This window comes from Pantoea sp. Fr+CA_20 (assembly GCF_024520835.1).
GTDB lineage: Bacteria > Pseudomonadota > Gammaproteobacteria > Enterobacterales > Enterobacteriaceae > Pantoea > Pantoea allii.
The window spans coordinates 59,470-76,096 of sequence record NZ_JALNPN010000007.1 but is presented as its reverse complement, the minus strand read 5'-3'; the positions used below and the strand labels follow the sequence as shown (position 1 = coordinate 76,096).

16 protein-coding genes are annotated in these 16,627 nt (G+C 54.9%); 6 read left to right on the top strand and 10 right to left on the bottom strand.

The window, feature by feature from the left end:
* Positions 1-15: 15 nt before the first annotated feature.
* Positions 16-1,329 (bottom strand): phosphate regulon sensor histidine kinase PhoR, encoded by a 1,314-nt coding sequence (phoR, locus tag NR177_RS11270; RefSeq protein WP_256852921.1) that lies wholly within the window; start codon positions 1,327-1,329, stop codon positions 16-18.
* Between the two features lie 14 nt (positions 1,330-1,343).
* Entirely contained in the window at positions 1,344-2,033 is a 690-nt protein-coding gene (gene phoB / locus NR177_RS11265) for a phosphate response regulator transcription factor PhoB (RefSeq protein WP_014606457.1), read from the bottom strand.
* Positions 2,034-2,230: 197 nt separating this feature from the next.
* Here phoB and sbcD point away from each other — a divergent pair, with 197 nt between their 5' ends.
* From sbcD to NR177_RS11250, 3 genes are read left to right on the top strand one after another with little or no spacing between them, the layout of a single operon-like run.
* On the top strand, positions 2,231-3,427 hold the full coding sequence (sbcD, locus tag NR177_RS11260) for an exonuclease subunit SbcD (protein ID WP_256852920.1): 1,197 nt from the start codon (positions 2,231-2,233) through the stop codon (positions 3,425-3,427).
* On the top strand, positions 3,424-7,098 hold the full coding sequence (locus NR177_RS11255) for an AAA family ATPase (RefSeq protein ID WP_256852919.1): 3,675 nt from the start codon (positions 3,424-3,426) through the stop codon (positions 7,096-7,098). The genes sbcD and NR177_RS11255 overlap by 4 nt, the downstream gene beginning before the upstream one ends.
* A 10-nt stretch (positions 7,099-7,108) precedes the next feature.
* Positions 7,109-7,480 carry a cell envelope integrity TolA C-terminal domain-containing protein gene (locus NR177_RS11250; protein ID WP_256852918.1) on the top strand — a complete coding sequence of 124 codons (372 nt, stop codon included), beginning with the start codon at positions 7,109-7,111 and terminating at the stop codon, positions 7,478-7,480.
* 66 nt (positions 7,481-7,546) lie between these two features.
* Here the strand turns inward: NR177_RS11250 and mak are convergent, their stop codons facing one another.
* Complete coding sequence (gene mak, locus NR177_RS11245) at positions 7,547-8,452, bottom strand: fructokinase (protein ID WP_145393720.1); 906 nt, start codon at positions 8,450-8,452, stop codon at positions 7,547-7,549.
* A 144-nt stretch (positions 8,453-8,596) separates the two neighbouring features.
* Between mak and rdgC the strand changes: the two genes are divergently transcribed.
* Positions 8,597-9,508: a recombination-associated protein RdgC gene (rdgC, locus tag NR177_RS11240; RefSeq protein ID WP_109717083.1), complete on the top strand. Its 912-nt coding sequence runs from the start codon at positions 8,597-8,599 to the stop codon at positions 9,506-9,508.
* Positions 9,509-9,542: 34 nt separating this feature from the next.
* Here rdgC and ppnP read toward each other — a convergent pair whose 3' ends face one another.
* From ppnP to aroL, 3 genes are all read right to left on the bottom strand, one after another.
* Positions 9,543-9,833 carry a pyrimidine/purine nucleoside phosphorylase gene (gene ppnP / locus NR177_RS11235; protein WP_063878607.1) on the bottom strand — a complete coding sequence of 97 codons (291 nt, stop codon included), beginning with the start codon at positions 9,831-9,833 and terminating at the stop codon, positions 9,543-9,545.
* Positions 9,834-9,986: 153 nt separating this feature from the next.
* The gene (locus tag NR177_RS11230) at positions 9,987-10,178 is read right to left on the bottom strand and encodes a YaiA family protein (protein WP_063878606.1); all 192 of its coding nucleotides are present in this window, start codon (positions 10,176-10,178) and stop codon (positions 9,987-9,989) included.
* A 111-nt stretch (positions 10,179-10,289) separates the two neighbouring features.
* Complete coding sequence (gene aroL / locus NR177_RS11225) at positions 10,290-10,814, bottom strand: shikimate kinase AroL (protein ID WP_063878605.1); 525 nt, start codon at positions 10,812-10,814, stop codon at positions 10,290-10,292.
* A 282-nt stretch (positions 10,815-11,096) separates the two neighbouring features.
* On the opposite strand from aroL, the gene NR177_RS11220 reads away from it, so the two are divergent.
* Positions 11,097-11,822: a DUF2076 domain-containing protein gene (locus tag NR177_RS11220; RefSeq protein WP_109717082.1), complete on the top strand. Its 726-nt coding sequence runs from the start codon at positions 11,097-11,099 to the stop codon at positions 11,820-11,822.
* Between the two features lies 1 nt (position 11,823).
* Here NR177_RS11220 and NR177_RS11215 read toward each other — a convergent pair whose 3' ends face one another.
* Complete coding sequence (locus tag NR177_RS11215; protein WP_256852917.1) at positions 11,824-12,273, bottom strand: YaiI/YqxD family protein; 450 nt, start codon at positions 12,271-12,273, stop codon at positions 11,824-11,826.
* A gap of 366 nt (positions 12,274-12,639) precedes the next feature.
* Between NR177_RS11215 and proC the strand changes: the two genes are divergently transcribed.
* On the top strand, positions 12,640-13,452 hold the full coding sequence (proC, locus tag NR177_RS11210; protein ID WP_063878602.1) for a pyrroline-5-carboxylate reductase: 813 nt from the start codon (positions 12,640-12,642) through the stop codon (positions 13,450-13,452).
* 51 nt (positions 13,453-13,503) lie between these two features.
* On the opposite strand, the gene NR177_RS11205 is transcribed toward proC, so the two are convergent.
* From NR177_RS11205 to iraP, 3 genes are all read right to left on the bottom strand, one after another.
* Positions 13,504-15,036: an FAD-dependent oxidoreductase gene (locus tag NR177_RS11205; protein ID WP_241567258.1), complete on the bottom strand. Its 1,533-nt coding sequence runs from the start codon at positions 15,034-15,036 to the stop codon at positions 13,504-13,506.
* Between the two features lie 219 nt (positions 15,037-15,255).
* On the bottom strand, positions 15,256-15,558 hold the full coding sequence (locus tag NR177_RS11200) for a PsiF family protein (protein WP_063878600.1): 303 nt from the start codon (positions 15,556-15,558) through the stop codon (positions 15,256-15,258).
* Positions 15,559-15,675: 117 nt separating this feature from the next.
* Positions 15,676-15,930 (bottom strand): anti-adapter protein IraP, encoded by a 255-nt coding sequence (gene iraP / locus NR177_RS11195; RefSeq protein ID WP_063878599.1) that lies wholly within the window; start codon positions 15,928-15,930, stop codon positions 15,676-15,678.
* Positions 15,931-16,627: the final 697 nt, after the last annotated feature.

Sequence of the window (16,627 nt, the reverse complement as noted above, 5' to 3'; positions counted from 1 at the left end):
CCGATCCGTCAGCAGTTAATGGACGGCATTCTCCTGCATCCCATTAGTAACAATCAACCGTGGTGCCAGGGTAAACGTAAAACAGGTTTCCTGATGCGGGATGCTGGTGATCTCCAGCCGCGCATTATGATGGCTCAGCGCATGCTTCACGATGGCCAGCCCAAGCCCGCTGCCGCCGGTGGCACGTGAACGTGCTTTGTCCACGCGGTAAAAACGTTCTGTCAGACGTGGGATATGCTCAGAAGCAATGCCGGGGCCGTTATCGCACACCTTGAATACCGCGCCCTGCTTGCTACGTAGCCAGCTGATATCGATGCGCGTGCCCTCTGGCGTATGGTTAACCGCGTTGTAAACGAGGTTGGAAATGGCACTGCGTAATTGCTCATCATTGCCAAACACTTTCAGATGGGGATCGGTATGAAAATGGATAGCGTGACGCCCACCGCTCAGGGTTTCGGCCTCATGCTGCAGCAGTTTTAGCATGACGGGCACATCAACCTTTTCTTTCATGTTGATGACCGGGGCAGCCTCAATACGCGACAGCGTCAGGAGCTGTTTGACCAGGCTATCCATCCGTCGGGTTTGCTCCGACATCGTCTGCAACGCTTTGTCCCGTGAGCGCTGATTCATCACAGAGTCGTTCATCATTTCCAGATAGCCCTGAAGCACCGTTAAAGGCGTGCGCAGTTCGTGGCTGACGTTGGCAAAGAAGTTACGCCGTGCTCCCTCAAGCTGATGCATCTGAGTAACATCGCGCGCCACCATTAACCACTGGCCTTCGCTGTAAGGCATGACACGGAATTCCATATGGTGCTGGTTATTCAGCACCAGCGTCAGTGGCTTATCGAAATCCCGCTGGCGAAGGTAGCGTGAAAACTCAGGATAACGCAGCAGGTTAAGGATATTTTGCCCGTTATCCTCTGGCCAGCGCAGCCCCAGGTGTTGCTGTGCCAGGCCGTTGCACCAGAAAATGGTGCCCTCTTCCGTGGTCAGGATTACGGCGTCAGGCAGCGACTCCGCGCCGCTACGAAAGCGCTTAATCAGATTACCTAACTCGCGCCGCCGCCGCCGGTTGCGCAGTTGCATTTGATACAACCCGTAAAACAGCGGCTCCCAGCTAGCCTGGCCTGAAGGCGGCGTCATCGTGCGATCGAGCCATAGCCAGTGAGAAAGGCGCATCAGGTTGTAAAAATGCCACAATAACATGCCGACGACGCTAACTAACAAGAGCCACGGCAAATAGCCAAACAGCAGGCCAAGCACCAGCGCAGGCAGAGACGCCAGCACCAGTTCGGACAATAATCTCTTCCAGGAGAGGCGTTCCAGCACGGTTAAAGCTCCGTTTAAAAGCGGGCAGAGAAACGATAGCCTGTTCCGCGTACGGTTTGTACCATGCGATCGTGGCCGGTCAGTTCCAGCGCCTTACGTAAACGACGAATATGAACGTCAACGGTGCGATCTTCAACATAGACGTTGGTGCCCCAGACGTGATTGAGTAGCTGCTCACGGCTGTAAACACGCTCAGGATGGGTCATAAAGAAATGCAGCAGCTTGTATTCTGTCGGCCCCATTTCCAGCGGTGTGGTTTCTGACATCACGCGGTGCGATGACGGGTCCAGGCTCAGGCCCTGCATTTCAATCACGTCTTCAACCGCCATCGGCGAAATACGACGCATAACCGCTTTGATGCGTGCCATCAGCTCTTTAGGCGAAAAGGGTTTAGTGATGTAATCATCAGCCCCGACTTCCAGCCCACGAACCCGATCTTCTTCCTCGCCGCGCGCGGTCAGCATCATAACCGGAATATCGCGCGTCATGGCTTCACGCTTAAGATGTTTAATAAATTGTATGCCGCTACCGCCGGGTAACATCCAGTCCAGCAGGATCAGATCAGGCCAGGGTTCAATCAGCTTGCTGACAGCACTGTCATAATCTTCGGCCTCAATCGGCTGATAATCGTTTTGTTCCAGAACAAAACATAACATCTCACGGATTGGAGCTTCATCTTCCACAACTAAAATGCGCTTAGCCATTATTACTCCTGCAGGTAGGACGGCTTTCACTGATATTTGCGGCGTCATTATGCGTCAGTTTTGTGACAGTTTTATGAAAAAGTTAGCCATAAAAGTCGGCTTGCAACAACCATTTATGACAACATGACGACATGTTTTGTGGCTTTAGTGATAGAGCCAGTATAATTGCCGGGCAAATTGTTATGGCAGGGAGTGTTATGCGCATTATCCACACCGCGGACTGGCACCTGGGGCAGTTCTTTTATAACAAGAGCCGTGCCGCTGAACACCAGGCCTTTCTTGACTGGCTGTTAATCCAGATTGAGCAGCACCAGGTTGATGCCCTGATTGTGGCGGGCGACTTATTCGATACCGGTACGCCGCCCAGTTATGCGCGTGAAATGTTTAACCGCTTCGTGGTGGCATTACAGCCCAGCGGCTGTCAGCTGGTGGTGCTGGCAGGTAATCATGACTCGGTGGCGACGTTAAACGAGTCGCGTGAACTGCTGGCCTGTCTGAATACGCGAGTGGTTGCCACGCCGCAAGAAAATGACGATGTGCTGATGTTGACCACCCGTCAGGGCGAACCCGGCGCGCTACTGTGCGCGATTCCTTACCTGCGTCCGCGCGACATCATGCGCAGCCAGGCCGGTCAGTCGGGGCGGGACAAACAGATCAGTCTACTGGAAGCGATTGCCGCGCATTATCAGCGCAGTTTCGCGGCGGCGCAGGCGCTGAATATGGACCTGCCGATCGTGGCGACCGGCCACCTTACGGCCCTTGGCGTCAGCAAAAGTGATTCGGTACGTGATATCTACATCGGTACGCTGGACGCCTTCCCTGCCTCGGCATTTCCACCAGCGGATTACATCGCCCTTGGGCATATTCATCGTGCTCAGCGCGTGGCTAACAGCGACCATATTCGCTACAGCGGTTCCCCTATTCCACTGAGCTTTGACGAACTGGGCAGCGAAAAGAGTGTGTATCTGCTGACGTTCGGCTCCGCAGGCCTGAAGATCGATGCCCTGCCCATTCCGCTGTTCCAGCCGATGAAGATGCTCAAAGGTTCACTGGCGCAAATCAGCCAGCAGCTAGCCGACTTTTCCCATCCGAGCGGCGAAAAACCGGTCTGGCTGGATATTGAAGTCACGACTCAGGAGTACTTAAGTGACCTGCAACGCCAGGTGGAAGCCCTGACCGCAGAGTTACCGGTGGAAGTGCTGCTGTTACGGCGCAGTCGTGAACAGCGTCAGCACAGCCTGACGCAAACGGACAATGAAACCCTGAGCGAACTGAATGTTGAAGAGGTTTTTGCCCGACGCCTGGCACTAAACGATGCGCTTGACGATGAGCAGATTGCCCAGGTGACAACGCTGTTCAGGCAGACGCTGGCCGAGCTGGAGGAGAACCCATGAAGATCCTCACGCTGCGATTCAAAAACCTCAATGCGCTGAAAGGGGAATGGTTTATCGACTTTCGCACCGAGCCTTTCGCCAGCAATGGTCTGTTTGCCATTACCGGGGCGACGGGCGCGGGTAAAACCACCCTGCTGGATGCGATCTGTCTGGCGCTGTATCACCAGACGCCGCGCCTGGGCGTGCTCTCTCAGGGGCACAATCCGCTGATGACGCGTGACTGCGCAGAATGCCTGGCTGAAGTCGAATTTGAAATTAAAGGTGAAGCCTGGCGGGCATTCTGGAGCCAGAACCGCGCCCGGGGTACGGCAGACGGCAAACTGCAGGCACCGCGCGTCGAGCTGGCACGCTGTGCGGATAACCAGATTGTTGCAGATAAAGTGGGCGACAAACTCAAGCTCACCGAAACGCTCAGTGGTCTGGATTTTGCGCGCTTTACCCGCTCAATGATGCTGTCACAGGGCCAGTTCGCCGCGTTTCTCAATGCCAAAGCCAACGAGCGCGCGGAGTTGCTGGAAGAGCTGACCGGCACGGAGATTTACGGTCTGGTTTCTATGGCCGCGTTCGAGCGCCATAAAGAAGCGAAAAATGCGCTGGAGTTGCTGCGCAGCCGGGCGGGCGGCATGGCACTGCTTGATGAGGCGACCCGAACCGGGCTGCAACAGCAGCAAGCTGCACTGACGGAAGCCGAGCAGCAACTCAGCCGCCAGCTTGACACCGCTCAGCGCCAGCAGCACTGGCTGCAGCTGGCACAGCAGCTTAGCGCGGACAGTGAGCAGGTGAATGCCGCCCGTCAGGCAGCAGAAACGGCAAGTCAGGCGGCAGAAGCCGATCGCCAGCGCCTGGCCCGAAGTGAACCGGCAGAAAAACTGCGCGGTGCGCTGCAGCAGCGCGACAGCCTGCAGGCTGAACGTCATGAGGTGCAACAGCGTCAGCAGCAGGTCAATCAGCAAATGCAGGCCACGGCCCATGAGCAGCAGCAGTTGCAGCAGCGCTATCAGGAAATGGAAACGGCCCGCGAGCAGGCGCGTCAGCAACAGCGGCAGCAGGAAACCCTGTTGACCGAACAGGTTATCCCCCTCGATCAGGCGCTTTCCGCCTTCGCACAGCAAATCCAGCAGTTGCAGCATGAAACGGGTCAGCAGCAGGCAGGCTGCGCGCAGCGCGAACAGGCGATGCAAGCCGAGCGACGCCAGGTGAGCGATCTGCAACAGGCGATGACCCAGCAGCAGACTCTCCGGCAGCAGCTTGCAGAGCTGGCGTTGTGGGGCGAAAACCTGCCACTGTGGCAGGACCGCTTTGCTCAGCTGGCACGGTATGAAACCGAACAGGCGGCGTCAGCGCAACAGGTGCAGCAACAGCAACAGCAAATTCATCGGTGCCAACAGCAGATCGAACAGCTCGGGCAGCAACTGGCTCCCCTGAATCAGGCCGGGCAGCAGGCTCAGCACGCATTATCTGAAGCTGAGCAAGCGCTAACTTCGCTACAGAAAGCCCATCCTCCCGAAGCAATACGTCAGGCGTTAAAGCAGTTAAATCAGCAGCGTGACGCACGTCAGACGCTGACATTACTGGCTACCCAGTGGCAGCCGCTGCATCAACAGCGTGGTCAGTATGAAAAACGACGCCAGGATCTTGAAAAAGCCAGCCTGCAGGCTGAGGCAGAATTACTGACGCTGCGGGAAACATGGAAACGGGAGAAACAGCAGCTCACCGACGTGGAGAAAATTTGCCAGCTCGAAAGCCACATTGCCGACCTGGAGGAGCATCGGGCGCGGCTGGAGGCCGGACAACCCTGCCCCCTGTGCGGCTCCTGCGAACATCCTGCGGTTGAAACCTACAGTGCTCTGGAAGTCAGTGCCAACCAACAGCGAAAAGCTGACCTGCAAAAGCAGGTAGAGGCACTGAGTGAAACCGGTACGGCAAAAAAAGAGCAGATAAAACACCTGAAGGTGCAGCAGCAGTCTCTGCAGGACGAAATCGCCAGTCTGACGCAGCAACTTGATGGGTTAGCCCAGCGCTGGCAGGCCTTGAGCAGTGAGCTTGCGCTTACCTTCACGCTGAACGATGCCGAAGAACTCGCCAACTGGCAGCAGGCCCAGCGCCATCAGGAACAGGCATTAACCGCACAGGTCGAGACGCTGGAAAGCGCAGAGCGGGCTTATCAGGAGGCAAAAGAGCGGCATCTGCAGCAGCAGCAAGCGTTACAGAAGCATCAGCAAACGATCCAGTTGACCCAACAGCAGCTGGAGAATGAGCAACAGGCATTGCTACGCTTACAGCAGCACCAACAGCAGACCCAGGCGAGCGCTCAGCAGCTTCAGGAAACGCTGAATCAGCAGTTCAAAGACTATCACCTGGCGTTGCCTGACAGTGCCCAGCGCGAAAGCTGGCTGGCGGAGCAGCAACAGCGCTGGCGGCGCTGGCAGGAAAGTGAGCGGTTGCTTGCTAACTTACAGCCTCAGTTGGCACGTGCGGAAAGCCAGGCAGAAGCCCTGCAACAGCAGTTGCAGCTTGAACAGCAACGTCTGACTCAGCTACAACAGCAGCTCGCCACACTGAATCAGCAGCACCAGGAAAAATGCCAGCAGCGCACGGCGCTGTTTGGCGATCGCGAGGTTACCCAGGCCCGTCAGCAAATGCAGGAAAGTGTCGATGGTCACGAGATGCTGTTGACGCAGCAACGTGAGCGGCTGCAGCAGTCTCAGGCAGAGGTCAGCCGTCTTACCGGCCAACTGACGCTACTGGAAAGCCAGCTGCATACATTGAGCACACGGTTAACCGAGGCTGAGCAGCGCTTCAGTGCCGCACTGGCGGCGGCCGATTTCCCGGACGAGGCGAGCCTGCGGGCCGCACTGCTGGACGAGCAGGAAGCGCACCAACTGCGCCAGCGACTGCAGCAGATTGATCAGCATCTGCTCCATCAACAGTCACGTCTGGCAGAGTTGCAACAGCGGCTGGCTGCCCACCAGCAGGCGAAACCCGATAATATGCCCGACTCCGCCGATGTGCTGGCTGCACAGCTGGAAAACTTACGGCTGTCACTCAGGGATAACGCCAGTCAGCAGGGGCAGTTGCAGCAGCAGTTACAAAGTGATGCCAGCCTGCGGACGCAACAGCAAACCTTACTGGCGCAGATTGCTCAGGATGAAACCGAGCTGGCGCAGTGGGCCTTGCTTAACGAGTTGATTGGCTCGGCAACCGGCGATAAATTCCGACGCTTTGCGCAGGGATTAACGCTTGATCACCTGGTAGCCCTGGCTAACCGCCAGCTGGATCGCCTGCATGGACGCTATCTTTTACAGCGCCGTGCTATCGATGCGCTGGAGCTGGACGTGGTGGATACCTGGCAGGCGGACAGCGCGCGGGATACGCGTACGCTGTCGGGTGGAGAAAGCTTTCTGGTGAGCCTGGCGCTGGCACTCGCGCTGTCCGATCTGGTTAGCCATAAAACGCGTATCGAATCGTTATTTCTTGATGAAGGCTTCGGTACGCTGGATGCGGAAACGCTGGATACCGCGCTGGATGCACTGGATGCACTCAACGCCAGTGGAAAAACCATTGGCGTCATCAGCCATGTTGAGGCGATGAAAGAGCGTATTCCCGTGCAAATTAAAGTACGTAAAATGAATGGGCTGGGTTACAGCAAGCTGGAATTGCCCGGTCTGTAAGAGGTAATGCATGTTGAGATGTACAGGATTTATTGCGGCGACGATGCTGCTGTTAGCAGGATGCAGTCATCATCCTGAGGCGAAAGAAGCGCGCTGCACGGCCGATCTGTCTCAGGCACAGTGCCAGGACGTGAACCGTTATATTCATCAGATCAATGCGTTGGTCATGCGCAATTTTCACGATGCGCCAAAATATGCGGGCCAGCGCTGCCTGGTGACGGCACAGCGTCGCCCGGACGGACGCTATAACGTGATGCGCACGGAAGGAAACGAGTCGCTGTGTCTGAAAGCCTGGCAGAGCGTCAGTAGCGCACGCGATATGCCTTTACCCCCGCAGGGCGCACCGCAGCAAATCGTGTTTGCTTTCGCCCCGGTTCGCTAAGCCAGCAGAGAGTGACCCTGGGCATCCCACAGTCAGTTGCACAAAGTCACCGCTTGCCTGATGCATTTACTCCGGCCACAGCCAGGCAGCCCCGCGCACACCACTTGAATCCCCGTGCATCGCTTTCAGTACCGGGGTTTCACACTCACCGCCGAAAACCCATTTTTTCATCAGCGTTGGCACCGTCTGGTAAAGACGGTCCACGTTGCTCATGCCACCTCCCAGCACGATCACGTCCGGATCAATCAGGTTAACAACCTGAGCCAGGGATTTTGCCAGCCGTATTTCATAGCGGCTCATCGCCAGTGCTGCCACAGGGTCCTGCTGTTCCAGCAGGGTAATAATCTCTGCGCCTTTGCGCGCTACACCGCTTAAACGCTGATAGTCGATGGCAAAACCGGTACCGGAAACAAAGGTTTCAATGCAACCCTGCTGTCCGCAATAGCAAGGCACTTCAGCGCGGTAACGCAGTTCATCTTCATCCATCCACGGCAGAGGATTATGGCCCCACTCGCCTGCATTGCCGTTGCCGCCAATGCGCGACGCGCCGTTTATCGCCACGCCCGCGCCCGATCCTGTCCCGATGATGACGCCAAACACCAGCGCCTGCCCTGCGCCGGCACCATCGACCGCTTCGGACACGGCCAGGCAATTCGCGTCATTGGCGATGCGGATGTCACGATTCAGCGCCTGCGCCAAATCTTTGTCCAGCGGCTGCCCGTTAAGCCAGGTGGAGTTGGCATTTTTCACCCGCTGCGTGTAAGGCGAGATCGTCCCCGGAATACCCAAGCCTACCGTCCCGGTTTGCCCGGTCTTTTCTTCGGCCAGACGCACCAAATCAACGATAGCCTGTACGGTCGCCGGGTAGTCGTTGCGAGGCGTGGAAATTCGATGACGAAACAGCGCGTTCCCCTCGCTGGACAGCGCAATGACTTCCGTTTTGGTGCCGCCCAAATCAATGCCTATACGCACAGTTTATTCCTCATTATTCGTTAAGGTGTTTTCTACACTAAAAGGCGATTGCCTGAAAGGCAATGAAACCGCTCCGATGTTTCGCTATCATGCGCACACTTAGTGAGATTTGTGCGCCCGATCGCGCCACGGTAAGGAATCCCGATGTTGTGGTTTAAAAATATGATGGTTTATCGTCTGAATCGTGACATTCCTTTGTCCGCAGACGAAATGGAAAAACAGCTGGATGCGTTCACATTCTCTCCCTGCGGTAGTCAGGACATGAGCAAGACCGGTTGGGTGTCCCCGATGGGCAATCGCAGCGATGCACTGACCCATGTGAACAACGGTCAAATTGTCATTTGCGCGCGCAAAGAAGAAAAAATCCTGCCTTCCCCGGTAGTGAAGCAGGCGCTGGAAGCCAAAATCGACAAGCTCGAAGCAGAACAGAGCCGCAAGCTGAAAAAGACGGAAAAAGATTCGCTAAAAGATGAAGTGCTGCACAGCCTGTTACCGCGTGCATTCAGTCGTTTTAGTCAGACGTATCTGTGGATCGACACCGTCAACAACCTGATCATGGTGGACTGCGCCAGTGCGAAAAAAGCGGAAGATACGCTGGCCCTGCTGCGTAAAAGCCTGGGATCGTTACCGGTTGTGCCCTTGACGCTGGAAAGCCCGATTGAACTTACCCTGACCGAATGGGTGCGTTCTGGTGATGTGCCTGCCGGTTTTGCCCTGATGGATGAAGCCGAGCTTAAGGCCATTCTGGAAGATGGTGGTGTGATTCGCTGCAAGAAACAGGATCTGGTGTGCGATGAAATTGCCAACCACATTGAAGCCGGCAAGCTGGTGACCAAACTGGCGCTCGACTGGCAGGAGCGTATTCAGTTCGTGTTATCCGACGACGGTTCGGTGAAACGCCTGAAGTTCAGCGATACCTTGCGTGACCAGAACGATGATATTGACCGGGAAGATTTTGCGCAGCGTTTTGATGCAGACTTTATCCTGATGACCAGCGAACTGGCCGCCCTGACCAGCAATCTGGTTGAAGCCTTAGGTGGCGAAGCCCAGCGTTAAAACAATCGGCCGCAGGAAACATGCGGCCGTTTTATTAGTCTTTCAGATAGCGGCAAAGATAAGCGCTTGGCTCGCCTATCTGCAGATGAAACTCGCTGTGACCCGGTACGTTAAACACCGACCCCGCCTCAAACCATGCCCACTGTGTTTCACCCGGCAGCAACACTTTCATCGAGCCGCTGACCACGGTCATCTCTTCCGGCTGGGCCGTTCCAAACGTGTATTCGCCTTCAGCCATGACACCAATGCTGGCACGACCGGTGCTCGCACTGTCAAAACCGATGGATTTAACTTTTCCGTCAAAATACTCACTAACATTGAGCATAATACTTCCTCACAGCACATTAAGGTGTCTGGCAGTGTAGAAGGGAACTTGCTGATCTGTCACGTGAAATAGTGAGTGATTGTGATCCTCACGCGGCGAAGGCTGGCAGAAGAAAAAAAGCAGGACCGATGGCATCCTTGCCAGAGCGACGGCTTACTCTTTTTCGACGTCTTCATAACGCGCTTTTGCGTCATGCGCTTCCTGCTCAGAGTCGTGCTCACTGATTAACGAGTCAGGCTTAGGATGATCGGCCCGCAGTTGCCAGGACATGACTTTTTTGCCTTCGGGGCCTTTTTCGACAGTCACAACGCGCGCTTCTCGGGGGTAAGGAGGTCTTGTCGGCATAATGTGTCCCTCTTGGCTGAATGACATTCCACACGACAGGCGACCGCCTGTCATGGGTTAAGTATAGTCAAAACGGCGGAAATGGCGGCCAAAGGGGGATAAATCTGAGGGTTAGCTGGCACGCGCCAGGGATAACGACTGCAGTATCTGCTCAACAACGCGTTCTGGCGCTTGCATGGCATTCACCTCATGATGGGCGGCAGCCTGATACAGATGGGCACGGGCGCGCAGCACTTCACTCATTTCTTCAGCGATGGGACGCCCGGTTAAGGTCGGTCGCTGAGCGGCTTCCGGCTGGCTTTCCAGACGCCGGGCCAGAATATCAGGCGGTGCACTTAACCAGATCACCTGACCGTGCTCACGCATATACCGCCGGTTACCTTCTGCCAGTACCATTCCGCCGCCCGTGGCGATAATGGTTGAGGGCGCAGTCACGGCTTTAAGCGAGTCGGTTTCACGTGCACGAAAACTTTCCCATCCTTCCGCCGCCACAATTTCCGCCACGGTACGTTGGGTCGTGAATTGCAGGTGATGATCGGTATCACGAAACGCGTAACCCAAGGCCTGAGACAGGGCTTCACCAATGGTGGTTTTTCCGCATCCGCGCGCACCGATCAAAAAAATGGACAAAGACATCAGGGCAGTTCCTCCGCCGCGCAGCCCATCACAGCTGCTGGTTAGGCTCAATAATAGGACGCATCATAGCGGGAATTTATTTCGCGCTCTACTCATTGAGCGTATTTTACGCATGATTGCGCCCTGCTCTCCGACAACACAATGAAATACAGGCAGTTACCCATGCACATTTTGTGCATCAGGCAAAAAAGTTTACGTCAGCAACATTTGCTTACCGCCACGAATTTACATTGCGGCTCATCGCCCCCATATACTGTTAACAGTCGCAACCGGAGAGTCATCATGCAACGCGAAGAACAACAACTGATTGAAAATCTGTTTAGCCGTTTGAAACAAGCTGAAAGCCAGACTGCGGCACGCGATGCTGCAGCCGAACAACTGATCAAACAACACCTGCAGGAGCAACCAGGTGCGCCCTACTATATGGCTCAGGCCATTTTGATTCAGGAAGCGGCACTTAAAAAACTGAATGAGCGGGTTCAGGAGCTGGAAAGTCGTCTTGCTCAGCAACAGGCGCAACAGCAGCAGCAGCCCAAGAGCAGCGGTGGATTTTTATCCAGCCTGTTTGGCGGAGGCAGCCAGCAGCCCCAACCGGCTCAGCAGCAGCCTCAGTGGAACAGCGCGCCGCAGCAGCCACCTCAACCGCAGCAGCCTTATGCCAGCGCACCTGCGCCACGCGGCAGCGGTTTCCTGGGTGGTGCCCTGCAAACCGCAGTGGGCGTGGCAGGTGGCGTGGTCATGGCCGACATGCTGACCAGCATGTTCCATCAGTCGCAGCCGCAGGAAATCGTCAACATCATTAATGAGCAGCCGCCGCTGCCCCAGGTAGACGACAGCCTCAATACCTTTAACGGCGGCAACGATCAGTCGTTTCTCGATCAGGGCACCGGCGCCGATAATCAGTCATTCCTTGATCAAAGTAACGGCTGGAGTGATACCTATGCCGATAACGGCGACCTGAATGATTTTGGCGGCAATGATTACGACGATGACGACAGTTTCGTCTGATTCAGCGTTGCCGTTGTCTGAGCCAGCTGTCGAGTTCATTGGCAAACTGCTGGCGGTCCCGCGGGCTCATGGCGGCGGGACCGCCTGTCTGTACGCCGCTGGCACGCATGGTGTCCATAAAATCACGCATCGTCAGCCGCTCGCGTATGGTCGCGGAAGAGTAACGCTCACCGCGTGGATTGAGCGCCGCCGCGCCTTTTTCAATCACCTCTGCGGCCAACGGAATATCCGCCGTAATCACTAAATCCCCGACCTGCACACGTTTCACAATTTCATTGTCTGCAACATCAAACCCGGCCGGCACCTGTAGCGTACGCAGCCAGGGCGACGGCGGCACACGTAAAAACTGATTCGCGACAAACGTCACCATGGTTTGCGTTCTGTCCGCCGCCCGATACAGCACGTCTTTAATGACGTTGGGGCAGGCGTCCGCATCGACCCAGATAAACATGGTTGTTCCTTCTGCTGGAAAATAGCGACGATGGTAACCTGGTTTCCAAAAGGGGGTTAAGTAAAATTCCCCGCGCCCTCAGGGTTGAGATTATCTCTGCTTTGCCGCGTAAGCCAGGCTGCCAGCGCTTGCCCTGCCCACCAAAACACGCTGACTTTGCCGGGCCTGACTCGCGGAACCCCATGCTGTAGCCGCTTGATAGCACCCCCGCGTGCGGGGCAGGATCGCGGCGATAGCGTTCGGCTTTCCTGCCCGCCCGCCGCCGGGTGCCGGTGCCTGTCTGTGACCGCTAACTTGTTATTAATCCTGTCTGCAGTAAGCTACATCGTTGATAAAGGCGAAACAGTGACAGTTAAGGAGACGGTGATGCTGGACAAGACAATCGGATTTATTGGCGGTGGCAACATGGCAAAGGCCATCATTGGCGGGCTGATAAACAGCGGACAAATTACACCGTCGGCTATCTGGATTTACGATCGCAAACCAGACACCAATCAGCAAATGGCCGAGCAGTACGGTATTAATGCCGCGGAAAGTGCAGAGGCACTGGCCCAGCATGTGGATATTCTGTTTGGCGCGGTTAAACCGAATGTCATCCTCAAAGTCCTCAAAGAACTGGCTAACAGCCTGAAGAAAGACGCATTGGTCGTTTCTATTGCCGCCGGCGTCACGCTGGATAATCTGGCTTCCGTGCTGGGCCACGATCGTAAAATCATTCGGGCGATGCCGAACACACCTTCTCTGGTGGGCGAAGGCATGACCTCAGTCACGCCCAACGTTCTGGTTGAACAGAACGAAACCGATGAAGTGGTCGCCATATTTGAGAGCTTTGGTCAGGCGGCGGTGGTCGATGAATACCTGATTCACTCGGTGGTGGGCGTCAGTGGTTCCGCCCCGGCTTACGTGTTTATGTTTATCGAAGCCATGGCCGATGCTGCCGTCGCGGGTGGTATGCCACGCGCGCAGGCTTACCGCTTTGCCGCCCAGGCCGTGAAAGGGTCCGCGCAGATGGTACTGGAAACGGGCAAACATCCCGCCGAGTTAAAAGATATGGTCTGTTCGCCCGGTGGCACCACGATTGAAGCGGTAAAAGTGCTTGAAGAAAAAGGCTTTCGTTCCGCCGTGATAGAAGCCATGCAACAGTGCATGGCGAAGTCGGACAAGCTGAGCCGCAGTTAAATCTGGCGCGTCTGGCAAACATGCCGTTTGCCAGACCGTCTCGCTGGCCTGCTATTCTGCAGAACGCTGGGCCTGATACAGCTCAAGTGCCTGTTTTATTGTCATCGGTTGCTGCATCTTTTCAACAAGCGCCGCCGTCAGCGTGTACATTCCGCACGAGAAAACCGCCGCCAGCTTCCCCTCTTTGCCATAAAAGGCCATAAAGACCTTATCTTCCAGCGATCCCACCTGCTGGTAGTCGTCCCAGTCGGTAGCATGACCTAAATATTCATAGCGGGTACCGTAATGCGCGGTCCAGAAAAACGGAACGCGGTCATAGTGATGAACATTCCCCATCATGTTCATCGCCGCGGTCTGGCCCTGCTGCTCTGCTACGCGGAAATGCTCGATGCGAAGCGGCCCCTGCGCGGAGGGGTAGGTCGCGATATCACCCGCCAGCCAGACGTTTTCTGCTACGCGCAGTTGCTCGTCGGTTTGCAGGCTACCGTCCTCCACTAACGGCAGATCGTGAATAAACGACGTGGCCGGTTTAACGCCGGTGGCGAACAGCACCACGTCGGCGGCAATCTGCTGACCGGATTTCAGCCGAACGCTGGTGACGTGGTTTTCACCCTGAAGCGACGCGGCTTCACCTTCCACAAACTTCACGCCATTCGCCTGATGCAATTCATAAAAATAACGACCGACCGCCTCGCCAAACTGTTTTGCAAAGGGTAACGGATTGCGGGCGATAACGGTCACATCGACATCACGGTTGCGCAGTGATGAGGCCAGTTCCATGCCAATAAAGCTGTTGCCGATAATGACAATCTGCTGGCTTTGATCGACCGCCTGTAGCAGTGCTGCCGTGTGCTGCTTGTTACGCAGAACATGCACACCGGCTAAATCAGCACCTGCCAGTTCAGGTTTCACAGGTTCTGCGCCCGTGGCGATTAATAATTTGTCGAACTGCAATGTATTGCCGTCGGCAAACACCAGGCGATGCTGTTGATTATCGACCCGCTCAACCCGCTTCTGAATACGCTCGACGTGATCCAGTACGTCACTGCCAAGCAGCGACGGTACATCGTCAATATCCATTTTTCCAGACGGCACAAATTTCGTTAGCGCCGTACGGTCGTAAGGGGCTTCCGGCTCACGCTCCACCAGCACAAGGCGACCTTTGAAACCATCGTGACGTAATCGCCACAGCGCCGCGCTCCCGGCCGCGCCTCCGCCCAGCACCACAAAGACCGGTTCTGTGGCACCGCTGCCCATGGGAGAAGCCGGTGACATCGCTTTGGGGTTAACCAGAACGTTGTCATTTTCGATTCGCAGGGGATACTGTTTCAGGTCAGCCAACGCCAACGGCTCACACATTTTACCGCTGCTCAGTTCAAATGCCGCTTTATGCCAGGGGCAGATAAGCCTGTCGCCACAGATGGCACCCTGCTCAAGCGGCGCACCTGCGTGAGGGCATTTGGCCTGAAAAGCCTGGACGCTGTCACCCTCGCGGATCAGTAACAGCTCCGTTTCACCGAGCTTCTTTTTGACTGGCTGACGTTGCGGTAAATTCTTGAGAGCAACAACAAATTGATAGTTCACGACATGGCTCCTTTTCCGATCGTCACTGTTGAAAGCGCAGCGCATAATTACAGGCTACGCAATCCCTTATAAACAGTAAGTGTGGCAAAGGATCGCAGAGGCTTAGGTCTTGATGTCGATTTTTTTGGCTAACGGCCTGTTTAATCAGCCATTAAAAGTGTGACCGGCATGTAGGGCGGGGAACAGAATGAAGCGGCCACCGAAATGGCCGACATCGTATTAGCTTTTCTTGAGGCACTGACTCATGAAGGTTTTACGCGCATCGCCAGCCAGCTTTTTATCACCGGCCTGCAGGTTACAGGTTTTCATTTTTATCTGTTGTGGCGACATGTCAGCCACTTTGCTGTCTTTTTTCAGGCAATCGCTCATAAATTGCTTACGCACATCGCCTTTTAGCGCTTGCGAACTGGCATGTTGATTACACATGGCCATTTTTTGCTGCTGCGGCGTTTTATCGGCTGCACTGACATTGCTGCTCATCAGCATTCCCGCTAACACCATCATCATAAAACTGCCTTTCATTGTCTTTACTCCATTGTGATGAAGACACTATTCAGTCTGGCACGCGACAGGCAACGTCGATCACTTTTGCCCAGGAATAAGGCAGGGATCGCACTTTTACAGATAGAAAAAGGGGATTCAGGCAGAGGGGCGCTTAAGTAAGCGACTGACATAATGTTTTAGCAAGGCACCATTTTGCTCATGGTTATCCACACCGGCATGAACCATGGCCGATTCAATGTTATTAACAATGGACTGATGCTGTTCAGGCGGCATCATGCGCAACATGGCGGTGATGACGATCTCCAGCGCTTCAATCTGCGCCACCTGCTCTTTAGACGCTTCTTCTTTTTCTGCCAGAGTAATCAGTAACTCAGCGATGAGATTTTTCATGCCGATGCCCCTTCAGCCAGGTGCAGAAAAAAATATCACCCGTCGGAATAAAAAAAAAGGAATTTTTCATTGGGTTTATCAGGCGGTTAAAATAATCAGCCGGCTGCGATGTTATGTTATTTCATTTATTGAATCGCGAAACCGCTTATCTACTCGAAACCCAAGGCATGACTATTTTATTTTGATGACACCGATATGAAAGATGCAATATTTCCGCTTCAAATAACAGGGTGCTTTTTACGCGAAAATATAATCGGAACGGTTTTCAGGGAACAGATAATACGTCCCCGCGAGGCCAGTCCTCCCTCAGCTTTTCATGCTCTCTTGCTCACGCCGTCAATGCACAGAGGATTGCGAAAAACACATTTTGCCGCCACGGCTCTTACCTGGCCTGTAGCGCGTCTCAACGCGCGCGTTTGACGACCGATGATGAGCTTAAAAAAACTTATTATTCAAAGGAATAAAATCCTACACGCTCTCATAACATGTCGTCATTATTCAAAAACCATTCATCACATTTGAAAAATATTGCAGGTTGTTACTGACAAGTCCTGATGACCGACCTATGTTTAAAAAACCGCCAGTTTCGTGCGGTACGTGGGCTGTTCTGACCCGCGTAATGCTCCCGATAAAACTGCCACCGTTCTTTTTGGGAGCCACTAACTCAGTTGACTCTGCCTGCTGCGCATCTCTGCAT

Bases quoted from the DNA above. Each gene is read 5' to 3' on its own strand.
- phoB (WP_014606457.1), bottom strand. From the start codon at position 2,033: ATGGCTAAGCGCATTTTAGTTGTGGAAGATGAAGCTCCAATCCGTGAG.
- sbcD (WP_256852920.1), top strand. From the start codon at position 2,231: ATGCGCATTATCCACACCGCGGACTGGCACCTGGGGCAGTTCTTTTAT.
- NR177_RS11255 (WP_256852919.1), top strand. From the start codon at position 3,424: ATGAAGATCCTCACGCTGCGATTCAAAAACCTCAATGCGCTGAAAGGG.
- NR177_RS11250 (WP_256852918.1), top strand. From the start codon at position 7,109: ATGTTGAGATGTACAGGATTTATTGCGGCGACGATGCTGCTGTTAGCA.
- rdgC (WP_109717083.1), top strand. From the start codon at position 8,597: ATGTTGTGGTTTAAAAATATGATGGTTTATCGTCTGAATCGTGACATT.
- ppnP (WP_063878607.1), bottom strand. From the start codon at position 9,833: ATGCTCAATGTTAGTGAGTATTTTGACGGAAAAGTTAAATCCATCGGT.
- NR177_RS11230 (WP_063878606.1), bottom strand. From the start codon at position 10,178: ATGCCGACAAGACCTCCTTACCCCCGAGAAGCGCGCGTTGTGACTGTC.
- aroL (WP_063878605.1), bottom strand. From the start codon at position 10,814: ATGTCTTTGTCCATTTTTTTGATCGGTGCGCGCGGATGCGGAAAAACC.
- NR177_RS11220 (WP_109717082.1), top strand. From the start codon at position 11,097: ATGCAACGCGAAGAACAACAACTGATTGAAAATCTGTTTAGCCGTTTG.
- NR177_RS11215 (WP_256852917.1), bottom strand. From the start codon at position 12,273: ATGTTTATCTGGGTCGATGCGGACGCCTGCCCCAACGTCATTAAAGAC.
- proC (WP_063878602.1), top strand. From the start codon at position 12,640: ATGCTGGACAAGACAATCGGATTTATTGGCGGTGGCAACATGGCAAAG.
- NR177_RS11200 (WP_063878600.1), bottom strand. From the start codon at position 15,558: ATGAAAGGCAGTTTTATGATGATGGTGTTAGCGGGAATGCTGATGAGC.
- iraP (WP_063878599.1), bottom strand. From the start codon at position 15,930: ATGAAAAATCTCATCGCTGAGTTACTGATTACTCTGGCAGAAAAAGAA.